14 protein-coding genes are annotated in these 16272 nt (G+C 60.8%); 6 read left to right on the top strand and 8 right to left on the bottom strand.

Annotated elements, in window-relative coordinates:
* Nucleotides 1–60: 60 nt before the first annotated feature.
* Nucleotides 61–1461 (bottom strand): dihydrolipoyl dehydrogenase, encoded by a 1401-nt coding sequence (lpdA, locus tag PMI31_RS12340; RefSeq protein ID WP_008018344.1) that lies wholly within the window; start codon nucleotides 1459–1461, stop codon nucleotides 61–63.
* A 214-nt stretch (nucleotides 1462–1675) separates the two neighbouring features.
* Here lpdA and hflK (PMI31_RS12335) point away from each other — a divergent pair, with 214 nt between their 5' ends.
* The 5 genes from hflK (PMI31_RS12335) to cfaB all read left to right on the top strand — a co-directional run bounded on the left by hflK (PMI31_RS12335) (nucleotide 1676) and on the right by cfaB (nucleotide 9039).
* A complete protein-coding gene (gene hflK, locus PMI31_RS12335) occupies nucleotides 1676–3634 on the top strand; it encodes a protease modulator HflK (protein ID WP_008018343.1) in 1959 nt (652 codons plus the stop codon).
* Complete coding sequence (gene hflC / locus PMI31_RS12330; RefSeq protein WP_008018342.1) at nucleotides 3631–4674, top strand: protease modulator HflC; 1044 nt, start codon at nucleotides 3631–3633, stop codon at nucleotides 4672–4674. Before hflK (PMI31_RS12335) ends, hflC begins: the two co-directional genes overlap by 4 nt.
* Complete coding sequence (gene hflK / locus PMI31_RS12325) at nucleotides 4671–5729, top strand: protease modulator HflK (RefSeq protein WP_008018341.1); 1059 nt, start codon at nucleotides 4671–4673, stop codon at nucleotides 5727–5729. Before hflC ends, hflK (PMI31_RS12325) begins: the two co-directional genes overlap by 4 nt.
* On the top strand, nucleotides 5726–7636 hold the full coding sequence (locus PMI31_RS12320) for a cation-translocating P-type ATPase (RefSeq protein WP_008018340.1): 1911 nt from the start codon (nucleotides 5726–5728) through the stop codon (nucleotides 7634–7636). Before hflK (PMI31_RS12325) ends, PMI31_RS12320 begins: the two co-directional genes overlap by 4 nt.
* Before the next feature lie 218 nt (nucleotides 7637–7854).
* A complete protein-coding gene (gene cfaB / locus PMI31_RS12315; protein WP_008018339.1) occupies nucleotides 7855–9039 on the top strand; it encodes a C17 cyclopropane fatty acid synthase CfaB in 1185 nt (394 codons plus the stop codon).
* Here cfaB and cls read toward each other — a convergent pair.
* Nucleotides 9036–10475: a cardiolipin synthase gene (cls, locus tag PMI31_RS12310; protein ID WP_008018338.1), complete on the bottom strand. Its 1440-nt coding sequence runs from the start codon at nucleotides 10473–10475 to the stop codon at nucleotides 9036–9038. The genes cfaB and cls overlap by 4 nt on opposite strands.
* 132 nt (nucleotides 10476–10607) lie before the next feature.
* On the opposite strand from cls, the gene PMI31_RS12305 reads away from it, so the two are divergent.
* Entirely contained in the window at nucleotides 10608–11129 is a 522-nt protein-coding gene (locus PMI31_RS12305; RefSeq protein ID WP_008018337.1) for a DUF3617 domain-containing protein, read from the top strand.
* A 112-nt stretch (nucleotides 11130–11241) separates the two neighbouring features.
* On the opposite strand, the gene PMI31_RS12300 is transcribed toward PMI31_RS12305, so the two are convergent.
* From PMI31_RS12300 to folE2, 6 genes are all read right to left on the bottom strand, one after another.
* Complete coding sequence (locus tag PMI31_RS12300) at nucleotides 11242–12120, bottom strand: His/Gly/Thr/Pro-type tRNA ligase C-terminal domain-containing protein (RefSeq protein WP_008018336.1); 879 nt, start codon at nucleotides 12118–12120, stop codon at nucleotides 11242–11244.
* A gap of 195 nt (nucleotides 12121–12315) precedes the next feature.
* Complete coding sequence (locus tag PMI31_RS12295; RefSeq protein ID WP_008018335.1) at nucleotides 12316–12876, bottom strand: gamma carbonic anhydrase family protein; 561 nt, start codon at nucleotides 12874–12876, stop codon at nucleotides 12316–12318.
* On the bottom strand, nucleotides 12873–13748 hold the full coding sequence (locus PMI31_RS12290) for a metal ABC transporter substrate-binding protein (RefSeq protein WP_008018334.1): 876 nt from the start codon (nucleotides 13746–13748) through the stop codon (nucleotides 12873–12875). The genes PMI31_RS12295 and PMI31_RS12290 overlap by 4 nt, the downstream gene beginning before the upstream one ends.
* A gap of 11 nt (nucleotides 13749–13759) precedes the next feature.
* A complete protein-coding gene (locus tag PMI31_RS12285) occupies nucleotides 13760–14626 on the bottom strand; it encodes a metal ABC transporter permease (RefSeq protein ID WP_008018333.1) in 867 nt (288 codons plus the stop codon).
* Nucleotides 14626–15294 carry a metal ABC transporter ATP-binding protein gene (locus PMI31_RS12280; RefSeq protein WP_008018332.1) on the bottom strand — a complete coding sequence of 223 codons (669 nt, stop codon included), beginning with the start codon at nucleotides 15292–15294 and terminating at the stop codon, nucleotides 14626–14628. Before PMI31_RS12280 ends, PMI31_RS12285 begins: the two co-directional genes overlap by 1 nt.
* On the bottom strand, nucleotides 15291–16187 hold the full coding sequence (folE2, locus tag PMI31_RS12275) for a GTP cyclohydrolase FolE2 (protein ID WP_008018331.1): 897 nt from the start codon (nucleotides 16185–16187) through the stop codon (nucleotides 15291–15293). Before folE2 ends, PMI31_RS12280 begins: the two co-directional genes overlap by 4 nt.
* Nucleotides 16188–16272: the final 85 nt, after the last annotated feature.

The raw sequence follows: 16272 nt of genomic DNA, 5'->3' as shown, positions 1-16272 counted from the left end.
CCCTGTAGGAGCGAGCTTGCTCGCGATGGCGATAGATCTGTCACCCAGGTCCTCCGGGTCTTACATCTGCGTCGCCATCCCCTCCACATTCATCGCCGCCTGACGCAAGGCCTCGGAGCGGGTCGGGTGGGGGTGGCAGGTCAGGGCGATGTCCTCGGCCGAGGCGCTGAATTCCATGGCCACGCAGTACTCGCCAATCATTTCGCTGACGCTGGGGCCAACCAGATGTACGCCGAGGACTTCGTCGGTGCGCTCATCGGCCAGCACTTTGGCGAAGCCTTCGGTTTCGTGGTTGATCTTCGCCCGACTGTTGGCGGTAAAGGGAAACTTGCCGACCTTGTACGCCCGGCCTTCAGCCTTGAGCTGCTCTTCGGTCTTGCCGACGCTGGCCAGCTCCGGTTTGGTGTAGACCACACTGGGGATCAGGTTGTAATTGACCTCGCCAGCCTTGCCGACCATCTGCTCGACGCAGGCCATGGCTTCGTCCTCGGCCTTGTGGGCGAGCATGGGGCCGGAGGTCACGTCACCAATCACCCAGACCCCGGCGGCTTCGGTGCGATGCCCCTTGTTGGCGAGCATGCCGCGCTTGTCCGTGGCGAGGCCGACGTTCTCCAGGCCCAGGCCCTGTGTATAAGGTCGGCGCCCGATGGCCACCAGTACGTAATCGGCTTCAAGCAATTCGGCGGCACCGCCTGCGGCAGGCTCGATGCTGAGCTGCACCCCGGTGGCGGAGGTGGTGGCGCTGGTCACTTTTGAACTCAACTTGAAACTCAAGCCTTGTTTGCTCAGGGAGCGCTGCAGGGTTTTGCCGGCTTCGATGTCCACACCGGGGCAGATCCGGTCGAGAAACTCGACCACCGTTACCTGCGCCCCAAGGCGCCGCCATACCGAACCCAGCTCCAGGCCGATCACGCCGGCGCCGATCACCACCAGATGTTTGGGCACCTCGGTCAGCGCCAGGGCGCCGGTGGAGTCGAGGATGCGTTTGTTATCGATGTCCACGCCGGGCAGGGGGGTGGGCTCGGAACCGGTGGCGATGATGATGTCCCTGGCGTTCAGTTCGGTCTTGCCGCCGGCACTATCGGTCACGGTGACTTTGCCCGGTCCGTCGATGTGGCCCCAGCCTTTGATCCAGTCGACTTTGTTTTTGCGGAAAAGAAACTCGATGCCCTTGGTCAACCCGGTAACGCTTTCATCCTTTTGCTTCATCATCTGGTTGAGGTTGAGCCCGGGTTTGACTTCGATCCCCAGATTGGCGAATTCCGCGCCCATGGCCGCGTCGTACAGTTCGGAGGCATGCAGCAACGCCTTGGATGGCATGCAGCCGACGTTCAGGCAGGTGCCGCCAAGTGTGGCGCGTCCTTCCACGCAGGCAGCTTTCAGACCCAGTTGTCCGGCGCGGATCGCCGCGTTGTAACCGCCGGGGCCACCGCCGAGTATCACGACGTCATAAGTGCTCATGAATGTACTCCTGGATCGAAAGGGAAAGAGATCGGTAAAAGTAGTTCCTGGATAAAATTACGAACGTAATATGTGCGTTCTGCAGCATTTCGGTCAAGGCTTCAGGTAAGCGACAGGTTGGGCATTTTTAGATGGCGCGCTTGAATACGGAAATTTCACCATTTTCGTTATATCGTAACGAATTGCCATGTAAACGAAGACACTCTGGGGTGGTATGCAAGTCGATCTCGATGTTGATGAAACGCCGTTAGCCGGGTTGCCGCGCTTTCAGCAGGCGTTCATTCAAGGGCGGCGTTTGCGCCAGTTCGCCATCGGTGCGGGCGTACTCGCGACGGTGGGTGTGCTGCTGGCGCTTTTTGCCGGGCTCTTTACTTCGCAAACATTGTGGCCAGCGTTGCTGCTGAACCTGAGCATGGCGTTTGTCGTGTTGATGGCGGGTGTGCAATCGGCCTGGTGGGTGGCCCAGTGGCGTGCCCGCGCCATGAATCCCGTGGTGCCGGTGGTCGTTGTCGACGAACCTGCCGTCCCTGCCGGGTGGTATGAACGCTTGCTGGACCGGATCGGCCAGCAATCTCGGCACTTGCTCGGGCAAATCGGCGCGCCGACGCTGTGGCTTGGTGGCTGGGCATTGTTGGCGGTATTGGGCGTCGAACAGGCCTGGAACCTTGCGTTACCCCCGGCAGCACTGGGCCTGGCGGCCACCGTCGGTGCCGCGTGCTCCTTGCTGTTGGCCTTCGGCCTGTTGGTGATGGAGCGTCATCTGGCGCAGGAAAACACCGCGCAATGGCCTGAAGCCGCCACGTTGGCACAATTGACTCGTGTGACGATCATCAGCCTGGTTCTCGGTGCTTTTTGTCTGTTGTTTGCCGATGAAACGTCGGTATGGCCCTTACGCCTGGCGGTGTTGATTGGCCTGCTGCCGGGGCTGGTGGCGGCAGAACTGTTGCTGCGCGCGGTGTTGTCGTTGTTCAGCCCGCGCCGCGAACGCCTTGAGCCGGAGTTGCTGGCGCGCAGTTTTGTCGCTGACATGCTGCGCTGGCCACCGCAGCCATTGCTGGCGTTGCAGCATGAATTGCATAACCGCTTCGGCATCGATCTGCGGCAGATCTGGGCTTTCACTTATATGCGTCGGGCGTTCCTGCCGGTGCTGGCGGTGGTTGCGCTGGTTGGCTGGTCGCTGACCGGTATTCACGAAATTGCACTGCAAGGACGTGGTATCTACGAGCGATTCGGCAAGCCAGTTGAGGTGTTTGGCCCAGGTTTGCATATGGGCTTGCCATGGCCATTGGGCCGGGTATTGAGCGTCGAGAATGGCGTGGTTCACGAATTGGCCACCAGTGTTGGCGAGACCTCGGCCCCTGCTCAGGCCGACCCCGCCGAAGGCCCGGCTCCAGCGATTGCCAACCGCTTGTGGGACGCCAGCCACGTGAACGACAAATCCCAGGTGATCGCCAGCAGCCGAGCCGACAAGCAGAGCTTTCAGATCGTCAACATGGACGTGCGCTTCATCTATCGCATTGGCCTCAGCGATGAGGCGGCGTTGGCCGCGACCTATAACAGTGCCGATGTGCCGATGTTGATCCGCAGCACCGCTAGCCGAATCCTGGTTCACGACTTCGCCTCGCGCACCCTCGACGGTTTGCTGGGCGAGGACAGGGTAGGGCTGGCCGAAGAAATCGGCCGCGCCGTCCAGGCTGACCTGCAAAAACTCGACAGCGGCGTGGAAATTCTCGCCACGGTGGTCGAGGCAATTCACCCGCCGGCCGGTGCAGCCAACGCCTATCACGGCGTGCAAGCAGCGCAGATTGGTGCACAAGCGTTGATCGCCCGGGAGCGCGGTGCTGCTGCCGAGGCCACCAATCAGGCGCAGTTGCAGGCCAGCATCGCCGGCGATCAGGCGACGGCCAGCGCCCGCGAAATCAATGCTGGTGCCGAGGCTGCGGACCTGAAATTCAACGCCGAGCAAAAAGCCTATGCCAGCGCCGGTCAGGCATTTGTGCTCGAACAGTATTTCAGTCAGTTGTCCCAAGGTTTGGCCAATGCCAAGTTGTTGGTTCTTGATCATCGTCTGGGCGGCAGTAGCAATGCGCCGACCATCGACCTCCGTACGTTCACGCTGCCGGTTGACCCTGCGCCGTCACGTAAAACCGCTCAGCCAGGAGCTGCCAATTGAGCCAGTCCCATACTCACGATCACGATGATCACGCCGGCCACGATCACGGCCATGGCGGGCATCACCACCACGGCCATCACCATCATCACCACGGCGATCCGCAGGAGGCTGGTCCATTCCCGTGGCGTCGCATGGGATGGGCTGCATTGCTGGTGGCGTTTGCGGTCGCTGCTGCAAGCCTGGTGCAGGTGCGATCGGGTGAGGCCACGGTGATCACACGCTTCGGCAACCCTTCACGAGTCTTGCTGGAACCGGGGCTGGGCTGGCGCTGGCCAGCACCGTTCGAGGCGGCGATCCCGGTGGATCTACGGCTGCGCACCACGTCCAGCGGTTTGCAGGATGTCGGTACCCGGGACGGTTTGCGCATCATCGTCCAGGCTTACGTGGCGTGGCAGGTACAGGGCGATCCAGACAACGTGCAACGTTTCATGCGCGCGGTGCAGAACCAGCCCGATGAAGCCGCGCGGCAGATTCGTACCTTTGTCGGCTCCGCACTGGAAACCACCGCCAGCAGTTTTGATCTCGCGAGTTTGGTGAACACCGATGCCAGCCAGGTGCGCATCGCCGATTTCGAAGCACAACTGCGCAAGCAGATCGATCAGCAACTGCTCACCACTTATGGCGTGCGCGTGTTGCAGGTCGGTATCGAACGATTGACGCTGCCTTCGGTGACGCTCACCGCGACCGTTGACCGGATGCGCGCCGAGCGTGAAACCATCGCCACTGAACGCACGGCCATCGGCAAGCGTGAAGCCGCGCAAATTCGTTCCGCCGCCGAGCGTGATGCGCGAATTGTGCAGGCCGATGCCACCGTGAAAGCGGCGGATATCGAAGCTCAATCGCGTGTCGAAGCGGCGCAGATTTATGGTCGTGCCTATGCCGGATCGCCGCAGCTCTACAACTTGCTGCGCTCACTCGATACCTTGGGCACGGTGGTGACGCCGGGAACCAAGCTGATTCTGCGCACCGACGCCGCACCGTTCCGGGTGTTGGTTGACGGTCCGCCGAGCCTCGACAACAAGTCCGGATCGCAGCCATGAGTTTGGTTCCACGTGGAACAAATGAGTTGAGCAGCCCCTGGATTCAGGCCGGGCGATTGGCGTTTATTGCCCTGTACGTGGTGACGGTGTTGGCGGCGTTGGCGTGGGCGTTTTCCAATGTGCGGCAGATCGACCCACAAAATCGCGCCGTGGTTTTGCATTTCGGCGCGCTGGATCGCATTCAGAATGCCGGGCTGTTATTGGCCTGGCCGCAACCCTTCGAACAGGTGATTTTGTTGCCTGCGGCGGATCGGGTGATCGAGCGGCGAGTGGACAGTCTGTTGCGCAGTGGTGCCGCGATGCAGGCAGATCGCGTGGCCAGTTTTGCCACGCCCATCAGCGATGCCCTCGCAGGTTCCGGCTATCTGTTAACCGGTGATGCCGGAGTGGTGCAACTCGATGTGCGGGTTTTTTACAAAGTCACCGAGCCTTATGCGTTCGTGCTTCAGGGCGAACACGTGTTGCCTGCTCTGGATCGTTTGGTGACCCGCAGCGCGGTAACGCTCACGGCCGCGCGGGATTTGGACACCATTCTGGTCGCTCGTCCGGAATTGATCGGCGCCGATAGCCAGGCGGCGGAACGACGCGAGCGCTTGCGTGGTGATCTGGTGCAGGGCATCAATCAACGGCTGGCCGAACTCACGACAACAGGACAAGGCTTGGGGATCGAAGTGGCGCGAGTGGATGTGCAATCGAGTTTGCCCAGCCCTGCGGTGAACGCTTTCAACGCGGTACTGACGGCCAGTCAGCAAGCCGATAAGGCCGTCGCCAATGCGCGCACCGAAGCCGAGAAGTTGACGCAGACCGCCAACGAGCAGGCCGACCGTACGCTGCAAGTGGCCCATGCCCAGGCGAGCGAGCGACTGGCCAAAGCCTCGGCAGATACCGCCACGGTGTTGGGCCTGGCCAAGGCGCAGCAGCAGGGGACTGATCCGCAAATGCTGCTACGCATTTATCGCGAGCGGATGCCGAAAATTCTTGGCCAGGCCGGCTCGGTCACGACCGTCGATCCCAAAGACGATTCCCGCCTGATCATTCAGGGAGCAACACAATGACTGCGCAAACCGCCACCGCGCCGAGCATGTTGTCTTCGGCAGAACAACGTAGCGCCGCGCGCCAACTGACCCTGGCCATGCTCGCCTTGGGCCTGCTTGCGCTGGGCCTGATCTGGCGATGGCTGGCGCCGGAGCAGACCGGTGTCAGTCAGTTGCTGCTGGGGTTCGCCTCGCTGCTGGTCGCCGTACCGGTCATGCGTTCGGCCTGGTACAGCCTGCGTTATCCAAGCCTGCACGGCATCACCGATCAATTGATTGCCCTGGCCATGCTGGGTGCCTGGGCCACCGGTGATCTGCTGACGGCGGCGCTGTTGCCGATCATCATGATTTTCGGCCACGTGCTGGAAGAGCGCAGCGTGATCGGCTCCCAGGAAGCGATTCACGCACTGGGCAAACTGACCCGCAGCCACGCACGCAAGATTCAAGCGGACGGCACCATCATCGAAGTCGACAATGGCACGCTCAAGGCCGGCGATCGGGTCGAGGTGCGCGCCGGGGACCGGGTGCCGGCAGATGGCCGGGTGTTATCCGGTCAGGCCAGTCTGGACACCGCCTCCATTACCGGCGAGTCGGTACCGATTGAGGCGGGCGTCGGCATGTCGGTGTTCGGTGGCGCGATCAACCTCGACGGTCTGCTGCGAATCGAAGTGACCCGCACCGGCCAGGAATCGACCCTCGGCAAAGTCATCGCCCTGATGCAAAACGCCGAGCGTTCGAAGCCGCCGATCACTCGTCTGCTGGAGCGTTATGCCGGCAGCTATATGGTGCTGGTGTTGCTGCTGGCCGCCGTGACCTGGTTCATCACCAACAACGCTCAAGCGATGCTCGCGGTGTTGGTGGCGGCCTGTCCTTGTGCGCTGGTGTTGTCGGCACCGGCTACGGCGATTGCCGGGGTAGCCGTAGCGGCACGCCACGGGATATTGATCCGCAGTTCCGCGTTCCTTGAAGAGTTGGCGGACCTCACCTCTCTGGTGGTCGATAAAACCGGGACGCTGACCTTCGGCACCTTGCGCCTGCAATCGATCGACAGTCCGCTGGAGGATCGCAGCCATGTCCTGAAGCTGGCTGCCAGCCTCGGATCGGCCAGCAGTCACCCGGTCAGCCGTGCGCTGGCGGGGTTGGTGACCCAGGAGCATTTCCTGCTGCTTTCTGACATTCACGAACGCCAGGGCCTGGGCGTGGTGGCGATGACCGGGCAGGGCGAAGCGGCACTCGGTCGGCCGGAGTTGTTCGCGCAACTGGGCATCAGCACAACGACGGTTCCCGATCACGACGGTCCGATTGCAGGGTTGGCGCTCAACGGTGAGTTCCTCGCTTGGCTGTTGCTGGCTGACAGCGTCAAACCCGAGGCGCAGTTTGCCTTGAGCGAGTTGCGTGAGCTTGGACTGGGGCGCCAGTTGTTGCTCACCGGTGACCGGCACAGCGTGGCGCAAACGCTTGCCCGGGATGTCGGGATCAGTGACGTCGAAGCGCAAGCGCTGCCCGAAGACAAACTCAACCGTGTGCTCAAGGAGATTGATAGCGGCTTCCGGCCAATGGTGGTCGGCGATGGCATCAACGACTCACTGGCCCTCAAGGCCGGTGTGGTCGGTGTGGCCATGGGCGCCGGCGGCGCAGACATCGCCCTGGCATCGGCGGACATCGTGCTGATCGGCAGTGACTTGCGCCGCCTCGGCACCTGCGTGCGCCTGAGTCGTCAGTGCCGCCAGACGTTGCAGGTGAATGTGATCATCGGGCTGGGCTGGACCCTGGCGATCGTGGCCTTCGCCGCGTTCGGCTGGCTTGGCGCTGCGGGGGCGATGATTGCGGCGTTGCTGCATAACCTCAGCACTTTGCTGGTGTTGGGCAATGCCGGTCGTTTGCTGCGGTTCCAGGAGCCACTGCTCAAACTCAAGGACGATGCCTGAACGCAAATGCTCTAGACCGGGCAATAAAGGGGTATGAATTTTTTAGAACTGTGCGCGCAGTTCGTAGTCATTGAAGATGAGGGCACATCATTTTGTGCGTTCGCGGCGGTCGGCTCTGGCGCCGCGAATCATTGAAAACGGCTATTAATTCGATAGCCAGCTATTTTTCAAAGATGGTCTACCCTCTGTTTAGACGTCTGAAACAAGGGGGATTCTCCATGCTCGCGCATCTTCCACCGGCCTTACAGAATCTGCAATTACCGCTTCGCCTGAGACTCTGGGATGGCCATGAATTCAATCTGGGGCCGACGCCCAGCGTCACGATTGTGGTCAAGGACCCACAAATGGTCACCCAGTTTACCCATCCAAGCCTGGACGCCCTTGGCGCTGCATTTGTCGAAGGCAAACTTGAGCTTGAGGGCTCGATCAGCGATGTGATCCGCGTCTGCGATGAATGGAGCCAGGCGTTGCTGGACGAAGGCGATGACAATCAGCCTGTCCGTACGGCCCACGACAAAGAGACAGATGCCAAGGCGATTTCCTACCACTACGACCTTTCCAACGCGTTCTATCAGCTGTGGCTCGACAGCGACATGGCATATTCCTGCGCCTATTTCGAGACCGGCAGCGAATCCCTGGAACAAGCCCAGCAAGCCAAGTTCCGTCATTTGTGCCGCAAGCTGCGCCTGCAGCCCGGCGAATATCTGCTGGATGTGGGTTGCGGTTGGGGTGGATTGGCGCGTTACGCGGCGCGAGAATTTGGCGCGAAAGTTTTCGGTATCACCCTCAGCAAGGAGCAGTTGGGCCTGGCCCGGGAACGCGTAAAAGCGGAGGGCCTGGAGGGCCTGGTCGAACTGCAACTGCTCGACTATCGCGATCTGCCACAGGATGGCCGTTTCGATAAAGTGGTCAGCGTCGGCATGTTCGAACACGTCGGCCACGCCAATCTTGCCGAGTACTGCAAGACCCTGTTCGGCGCGGTGAAAGACGGCGGCCTGGTGATGAACCACGGGATCACCGCCAAATACACCGATGGCCGTCCGGTGGGGCGCGGTGCCGGCGACTTCATTGGAAAATATGTGTTCCCCAATGGCGAGCTGCCGCACCTGTCGATGATCTCTGCCGAGATCAGTGAGGCCGGGCTGGAAATCGTCGACGTCGAGAGCTTGCGCCTGCACTACGCACGTACGCTCGATCACTGGAGCGAACGCCTGGAAGACAACCTCGAAGCGGCCTCCAGACTCGTACCGGAACAAGTCCTGCGCATCTGGCGGTTGTACCTGGCTGGCTGCGCTTACGCGTTCGCCCGCGGCTGGATCAACCTGCACCAAATTCTTGCCGTGAAGGCCCACGCCGATGGCAGTCATGAACTGCCATGGACCCGTGACGATATCTACCTCTAGAGAATCGGTGAAATCAGCCGTGCGACCCGCATGCCGAGCTGTTGGACACGGTGGGTCTCCCGGCCTTCTTCTTTGGCGATTTCGTGGGCGTTGGCAAAGTCATCGTTGAGCATCTGTTCCACCTCGGCGGCGAACGCGCTGTCGACGGTCAGCAACATCACTTCGAAATTCAGCCGGAACGAACGGTTGTCCAGGTTGGCGCTGCCGATGGCGCTGATTTCGCTGTCGATCAGCACCACTTTCTGGTGCAGGAACCCGGGTTCGTAACGGAATACCCGTACTCCGGCGCGCACTGCTTCGAAGGCGTAGAGGCTGGAGGCGGCGTAGACGATTCGGTGGTCTGGCCGGGACGGCAACAGCACGCGCACATCCACTCCGCGCAATACCGCCAGGCGCAACGCCGCGAATACGGCTTCGTCGGGGATGAAGTACGGGCTGGTGATCCAGACCCGCTCGGTCGCCGCGTGGATGGCCTCGACAAAGAACAATGAGCAGGTTTCGCAGGCATCGGCCGGGCCGCTGGCGAGTAACTGGCACAGCACGCCGCCTTCCGGATAAACCTCGGGCAGGATCAGCGGCGGCAGGGCACGAGCGGCCCAGAACCAGTCTTCGGCGAAAGACTCCTGCATGCACGCCACCACTGGCCCGCGCACTTGCACATGGGTATCGCGCCAAGGGGCCAGGGGCGGTTTTTCGCCCATGTATTCGTCTCCGACGTTGTGCCCGCCGACGAAGCCGAGAATGCCGTCCACCACCACGATCTTGCGGTGGTTGCGAAAGTTCACCTGAAAGCGATTGAGCCAGCCACTTCGGGTGGCGAAGGCTTTGACCTCGACCCCGCCATCACGCAAGGCCTGCACGTAGCCGTGGGGCAGGGAGTGGCTGCCGATTCGGTCATACAGCAGGTAAATCGCCACGCCTTCGGCGGCTTTCTTCAACAGCAGGGATTGCAGGCGTTGGCCGAGGCGGTCGTCGTGAACGATGAAAAACTGGATCAGCACGGCTTCCTTCGCCTGGCTGATGGCCTCGAAAATGGCTTCGAATGTCGACTGACCGTTGATCAACAGCCGCATCTCGTTATTGGCCAGGCAAGGCATGGTTCCGAGCCTGGGCATTGCTCTGAGTGAGGCGTATGCGGCAGAAGCGCGGGCGGTGAGTGCTTCTTCCACCCAGGGTCGCCAGTTGAGTTCGGAGACGGCCTTGCGCATTTCCTCGTTGGCCTGCCGCCGGGCCTTGATATAGCCATCAAAGGTGCTGCGGCCGAACACCAGGTACGGGATCAGCGTGAGGTAAGGGATGAAAAGCAGCGACAGGGCCCAGGCGATCGAGCCTTGGGCGGTACGGACGGTCAACACCGCGTGTATGGCCGCGATCATGCCCAGCGAGTGCAGCAGGGCGATGGTATAACCGAAAATATGCGGTCCGAAATAATCCATGGGGGCTGCCTTGCTCCTGAAGATTCAATGCTTAACAGACCATGTTCCGTGCAGAATGTCGCTAATTAATTGGTCCATGAACCGAAGCGCGCGGCTGACGTCTAACGGCCACTACTGATCAGGAGTTACTCGATGAACGTTCGTCTGCTGGGTTTGGCCATGGCATTTGGGTTGGCACTTCCTGTGGCGGCTCACGCGCAAATGCTGCAACCAGGATTGTGGGAGCTGACCACGAGCAACATGAAGGTCGATGAGCAGAATATGCCGGACCTGCAATTGATCCTCGGTCAGCTTCAGAGCCAGATGACCCCTGAGCAGCGCGCAATGCTGGAAAAACAGGGAATCACCATGGGGGGCAAAGGGATCCGGGCGTGCCTGACCCCGGAACAGGTCAAGACCGATAATATTCCGCTGACCGATCCGCAATCGGGCTGCAAGCAGGAAATCACCGACCGCTCCGGCAATCAGTGGAAATTCCGCTTCAGTTGCCCGAGAGCCCAGGGTGCGGGCGTGGCGACATTCGTCAGTGATCGCGAATTCACCACCAAGGTAAACGGGACGTTCAACGCCACCGGCATTCAGCAGAAAGGCAGCCTCGAATCCCGCGCCGTCTGGTTGGGGCAGGATTGCGGCACGGTGAAGCCAAGAGCCTAAAAAGCTTCGTCGGAACGCCGCCCGGAGCCGGCTCGCTCCCACGGGGGATTGGTGATCGACACACAATCAATGTGGGAGCGAGCCTGCTCGCGAAAGCGTCCCCCCAGCCTGCCTAAATCCCGGGCCGACTCAACCATTCACACGCCGCCTCGACGGCCATCCGGCCAAAATCCTCCCCCGTGCGACTGCGCACACTGACAAAGCCCCCAGCCTGTTCTTTTTCGCCAACCACCACCAGGTACGGCACGGTCTGGCTGTGCTGGCGAATCTTGTAGCCGACCTTTTCGTTACGCAGGTCGGCTTTGGCACGCACGCCCCGTTGGCGCAAGGATTCGGTCACCGCTTGTGCATAAGTCGCCTGGCGGTCATCCATGCTCACGACGACCACGGAGGGTGGAACGCGCCAGTGTTGCAGTTCCTGGTGGCTGGACCAGCATGTGCCGTAGATCCGTTGTTGCAACGTGCCGCTGATGTGATCGAGGGCAAACGCCTGCAAGACTTTGGTGGTGGGGACGTGCGGTCCATGGCTCTGGTATTCGGTGTCTCCCAGGCGGTACAGCGATATTTCTTCTTGCGGTAGCCGACGACGGATCGAGTGATTGGTCGCGGCCAGCGATTGCATGCGCGCTTCGATAAGGGGCAGGTCTGCCGGGGTCAGCGGTCGCTCGACTGTAAACTCGTAAAAGAAACCGTCACCCAATTCCTTTCCCGCGCGCATTTGCGCATGTGGGTGCAGTTGCTTGACCGCCATGGCCAGCATCAATGCACAGGAGCGGCGCAGGATCTCCAGGCCGTCCGGTTCCCGAGGGGTGACAATGCTGACCCGGGCATCTGCCTCGATCATGTATTCGCAGTCCACCAGTACACCATCGACTCGGCCCGCTACCGCCGCGCTGGCCAGTTCGGGGCCGATGCTGGCAGCCACCTCGTGCACGGACAGCGGCTGGTCGTACTCACGCAATGAACCATCGGGCAGGGTGATCTGGATCATGGTCGGCGTACTCTGGTGCTTCTAACGAGCTTTATCGCATAAACCGTAGGGGGGCTGTCATTAAGACGTTTGTCGTGCCAGGCAATTTGTTCTGACACGATGGCTGGTTTTGGCCACCCGTGCGGTGATCGGCAAAATCTGTTCCGCGACCAGTTCCAGCAACGCGGGCATTGCGAATCAGCACGCTGCTCATGGTCAGAACTCGTTTTGCAGGGCTTTGTAGCCGCGAACCAGATCGACGTTGGTGCGCGCCACGTCTTCGGAAAACTCCGAAGCACTGACGCTCACCGGCGGATATTGCGAGAGGTCGGTGTTGGGACCTATCCGTGTGGTGGAAGGCACGTAGAAGGCTGCAGGCAGGTCACGCCCATCAACCACCGAGTTGTGCCGTACCACGCAACCGTCACCGACCACGCAGTTGAACAGCACGCTGTTGAAGCCTATGAACACTCGATTGCCGACGGTGCAGGGGCCATGCACGATCGAGCGGTGGGCGATGGAACTGAATTCGCCGATGGTCACTGCCGCACCGGATTTGGAGTGGATCACCACGCCGTCCTGGATGTTCGAGTTGGCGCCGATGGTGATCGGCTGCATGTCGCCTGAGTCATCGACTTCGTCAGCGCGTATCACCGCGTAGGGGCCGACGAACACGTTCTCGCCGATCACCACTTTGCCGCAGATGATTGCCGTCTTGTCGACGTAGGCCGACTCGGCAATCAGCGGTAAATCGCCGGAAGGATTCTTGCGGATCATGGTTTGCTCAACGCGTTGTACAGGGTGTTGAGGTTGTACTCGAACAACCCGGTGAAGGTGCTGGCCGGGCCGCTCGCGGCAAGGGCATCTGAATACAGCGTGCCGCCGATCTGCGCGCCGCTTTCATCGGCGATCTGCTTGAGCAGGCGCGCGTCCTTAATGTTTTCCATGAACACCGCTTTGACCTTGGCCTGACGAATCTGGGTGATCAGTGCGGCCACCTCGGCGGCTGAAGGCTCCCGCTCGGTCGACAGTCCTTGAGGCGCCATGAACTCGATGCCGTAGGCTTGGCCGAGATAACCGAAGGCGTCATGGGACGTCACGATCTTGCGGTTGCCTGCTGGCAGTGAACCGAGTTTGGCCTTGGCTTCGGCGAGCAGGGCGTAGACCTGTTTCAGGTACGCCTGGCTGTTGCGCTCATAGTCGGCGGCATTCGCCGGGTCAGCGGCGATCAGCGCCTTGGTGATGTTGGCGATGTACAGCTCGGTGTTCGCCAGGTTATGCCAGGCATGCGGGTCGGGAACGGTTTCGCCGTCTTCATCCAGGCTACGCGGTATGACTCCGTGGCTCGCGCTGATGACTGGCGCCCGGGTCTCGGTGCTGGTCACAAGGCGATCCAGCCAGGGTTCGAAACCCAGGCCGTTCTTGATGATAAGCCTGGCTTTGAGCAGCGCTTTGGCGTCGTCCGGTGTCGGCTCGTACGTGTGGGCATCCGCGTCCGGGCCGACCATGTTGGTGATCTGGATGTGATCCTTGCCGACCTGGCGGGTCATGTCGGCAAGGATGCTGAAGCTGGTGACCACCTGAAGTTTTTCAGCAGCAGACAGCGACATCGACACCATCAAACTGAACAGCACGAGTAAAGCGCGCATCGGATAACACCTCATTGGGATGTGAGCAAAGGCGGGCGGCGCAGCAAGCCGTGCACCGGTCCGAACACCACGGACAACAGATACCCAGCGCCTGCGACCAACACGATTGCCGGGCCACTGGGTAGCGAGTAGTAGAACGAGACCAACAGACCGAGCCATACCGAGAGACTGCCGAGCAAAGCGGCGACGACGATCAGTACCGGCAAACGGCGACTCCAGAAACGCGCCGCAGCGGCAGGCAACATCATCAAGCCGACCACCATCAACGCGCCGATCGCCTGGAAACCAATGACCAGATTCAACACCACCAGTGTCAGAAACACGCCGTGGGCCAGTGGGCCGAGTCGGCTGACGGTTTGCAGAAAAAGCGGGTCGAGGGTGTCGAGCAGCAGCGGTCTGTAGATCAATGCCATGGCCATCAGACTCAGGCCCGAGACCCAAAGCATGCCGGTCAAGGTGGGGCCGTCGACCGCCAGCGCCGAGCCAAACAGCAGGTGCAACAGGTCCAGGCGTTTGCCGGCAATGCCGAGAATCAGCACGCCACTGGCCAGGGAAATCGGATAGATCGCCGCGAGGCTGGCGTCCTCTCGCAGGCCGGTGCGTCGGGTAATCCAGGCAGCGAGGCCCGCCATACTCAGACCGGCACCGAGGCCGCCGATGGTCAACGCCGGGAGGCTCAACCCGGCAAACCAGAAACCCAGAGCTGCACCGGGAAGGATGCCGTGGGCGACGGCATCGCCGATCAGGCTCATACGCCTGAGGATCAGGAACACGCCCAAGGGGGCCGTGCTGCACGCCAGGAGCAAACCACCGAGCAGCGCCCGACGCATGAAGACGAACTCGTGGAACGGTTGCCAGAGATGCGCTGCAGCGATCATCAGGCCACCTGCGATTGAGGTTGTTGGCGGATCAGTTCGTCGCTCGGGCCGAATAAACAACCGCTGCCTTTGATCAGCAATGTATGTGGGATGTGCTCGCGGACGGCGGTGAGGTCATGGCACACGACCACCAGCGTCCGGCCTTCGAGGTGCCACTGATGAATGTGTTTCCAGAGCAATGCCTGGCCGAGCTCATCGAGGGCCGCGTGGGGTTCATCGAGCAACAGCAAGGGCGCTTCGGTCAGGCTCAATCGGGCGAGCAGGGCGCGTTGCAATTCACCGCCAGAGAGGGCCATCAAGGGGCGTTCTTCCAGGCCGTTCAGGCACCAGTCTTCGAGGACGGCTTTCAGTCGTTGGCTACGGATTTCCGCTGATTGTCTGTTGCCCCAGAAACCGGCGGCGACCAATGCCTGGAGGCTGATCGGAAATTGCCTGTCCAGGTGTTGTTGCTGAGGCAGGAACGACACACCGCCCCTGCGTGGAACATCCAGCCTTACCTTTCCGGCCAAGGGTTTCTGCAGGCCAGCGATGACCTTCAACAGGCTGCTTTTCCCGGAACCGTTCGCACCGATAATGGCGGTCAGGCTGCCCTTTGGTAGTTCGAAGTCCAGCGCCGGCGTGAGTGGCTGACCCGGTGCGCCCCAACGCAAGGCGTGGCAACCAATCATGCTGCCTCCCAATTGAATCGGCTTTCGGCTACGGCGTCGTGGGCGTGCAGGCTTTCGGCGTGGATCACACGAATGTGGAAGGCGTTAATGCCCGTGGAACGTTTCAGGGCCAGATTCAAGCGGCGTGCGGCGTCTTCGCAGAACATCAGGTTCTGACCGTTGGCCAGGGCGAAGGCTTGTTCGTCGGCGCGTTTTACCGCGGTTTGAACGGCTGTGCCGAGTGCGGCTTCGGCGTCGTTGATGACGGCGATCAGCGGCAACTCATCCAGAAAATCAGCCAGCCGTACGCGTAACTTTGCGCTGCTGCGTTGGCTGTGAGGTGTGGCGACGATGCCGTTGGTGGAGCCGAGCCACGCTAAAACGTCGGCGTGTTGCAGTGACTTGTTGGCGAAATCATCGACGAATTGCTGCTGAATCAACTGTCGAGAAAGGGCCGCAGAACACGGACAGGTTGAGGAATAAGGCAGGTCGATTTTTAGTTCCACGTGGAACATCGCGTTTTTCAAACGCGCTTTGATGCTCACCGGATAACTTTTCCAGCCCGCCAATGGGCTGATCAGCGCCGGTCTTTTCAGCAGCACATCAGCGTGAATGGTTAAGTGAGCGCTGCTGGACAGCCCTTCATGGCTCTCAAGAAAGCGCTGCAAAACCCGCCGCAATAAGGCCGGCGAAAGGCTTTCCTGCTCCAATAATTCAAGTGCCAGATAGAGCCGTGACATGTGAATGCCGCGCGCATTGCCGTCGTCGAGACTCACGCCGGCATCGGCCTTTGCACTCAATCGTTGGCCATCAAACAAAACAGGAAGAGCAATGCCGCACATGCCCACCCACTCCAGTGGCAGGGCTTGGCGTGAGGCCTGCGCGGCGATATCCGGCAGAGTCAGCGCATTCATGAGCAGGTCCATCGTGGGAGTTGATTTGAGATGTTATAGTATAACAATCAAATCGACGATGCCTTTTTCATGAACACGTCTTCAT

The sequence above is a fragment of the Pseudomonas sp. GM55 genome, from assembly GCF_000282395.1.
GTDB classification, from domain to species: Bacteria; Pseudomonadota; Gammaproteobacteria; order Pseudomonadales; family Pseudomonadaceae; genus Aquipseudomonas; species Aquipseudomonas fluorescens_CC.
This window is presented reverse-complemented; position numbering and strand designations above follow the sequence as displayed.

Bases quoted from the DNA above. Each gene is read 5' to 3' on its own strand.
- hflK (WP_008018343.1), top strand. From the start codon at position 1,676: ATGCAAGTCGATCTCGATGTTGATGAAACGCCGTTAGCCGGGTTGCCG.
- folE2 (WP_008018331.1), bottom strand. From the start codon at position 16,187: ATGAATGCGCTGACTCTGCCGGATATCGCCGCGCAGGCCTCACGCCAA.
- PMI31_RS12300 (WP_008018336.1), bottom strand. From the start codon at position 12,120: ATGATCCAGATCACCCTGCCCGATGGTTCATTGCGTGAGTACGACCAG.
- hflK (WP_008018341.1), top strand. From the start codon at position 4,671: ATGAGTTTGGTTCCACGTGGAACAAATGAGTTGAGCAGCCCCTGGATT.
- PMI31_RS12290 (WP_008018334.1), bottom strand. From the start codon at position 13,748: ATGCGCGCTTTACTCGTGCTGTTCAGTTTGATGGTGTCGATGTCGCTG.
- PMI31_RS12280 (WP_008018332.1), bottom strand. From the start codon at position 15,294: ATGATTGGTTGCCACGCCTTGCGTTGGGGCGCACCGGGTCAGCCACTC.
- PMI31_RS12305 (WP_008018337.1), top strand. From the start codon at position 10,608: ATGAACGTTCGTCTGCTGGGTTTGGCCATGGCATTTGGGTTGGCACTT.
- lpdA (WP_008018344.1), bottom strand. From the start codon at position 1,461: ATGAGCACTTATGACGTCGTGATACTCGGCGGTGGCCCCGGCGGTTAC.
- cls (WP_008018338.1), bottom strand. From the start codon at position 10,475: ATGGATTATTTCGGACCGCATATTTTCGGTTATACCATCGCCCTGCTG.
- PMI31_RS12295 (WP_008018335.1), bottom strand. From the start codon at position 12,876: ATGATCCGCAAGAATCCTTCCGGCGATTTACCGCTGATTGCCGAGTCG.
- cfaB (WP_008018339.1), top strand. From the start codon at position 7,855: ATGCTCGCGCATCTTCCACCGGCCTTACAGAATCTGCAATTACCGCTT.
- PMI31_RS12285 (WP_008018333.1), bottom strand. From the start codon at position 14,626: ATGATCGCTGCAGCGCATCTCTGGCAACCGTTCCACGAGTTCGTCTTC.
- PMI31_RS12320 (WP_008018340.1), top strand. From the start codon at position 5,726: ATGACTGCGCAAACCGCCACCGCGCCGAGCATGTTGTCTTCGGCAGAA.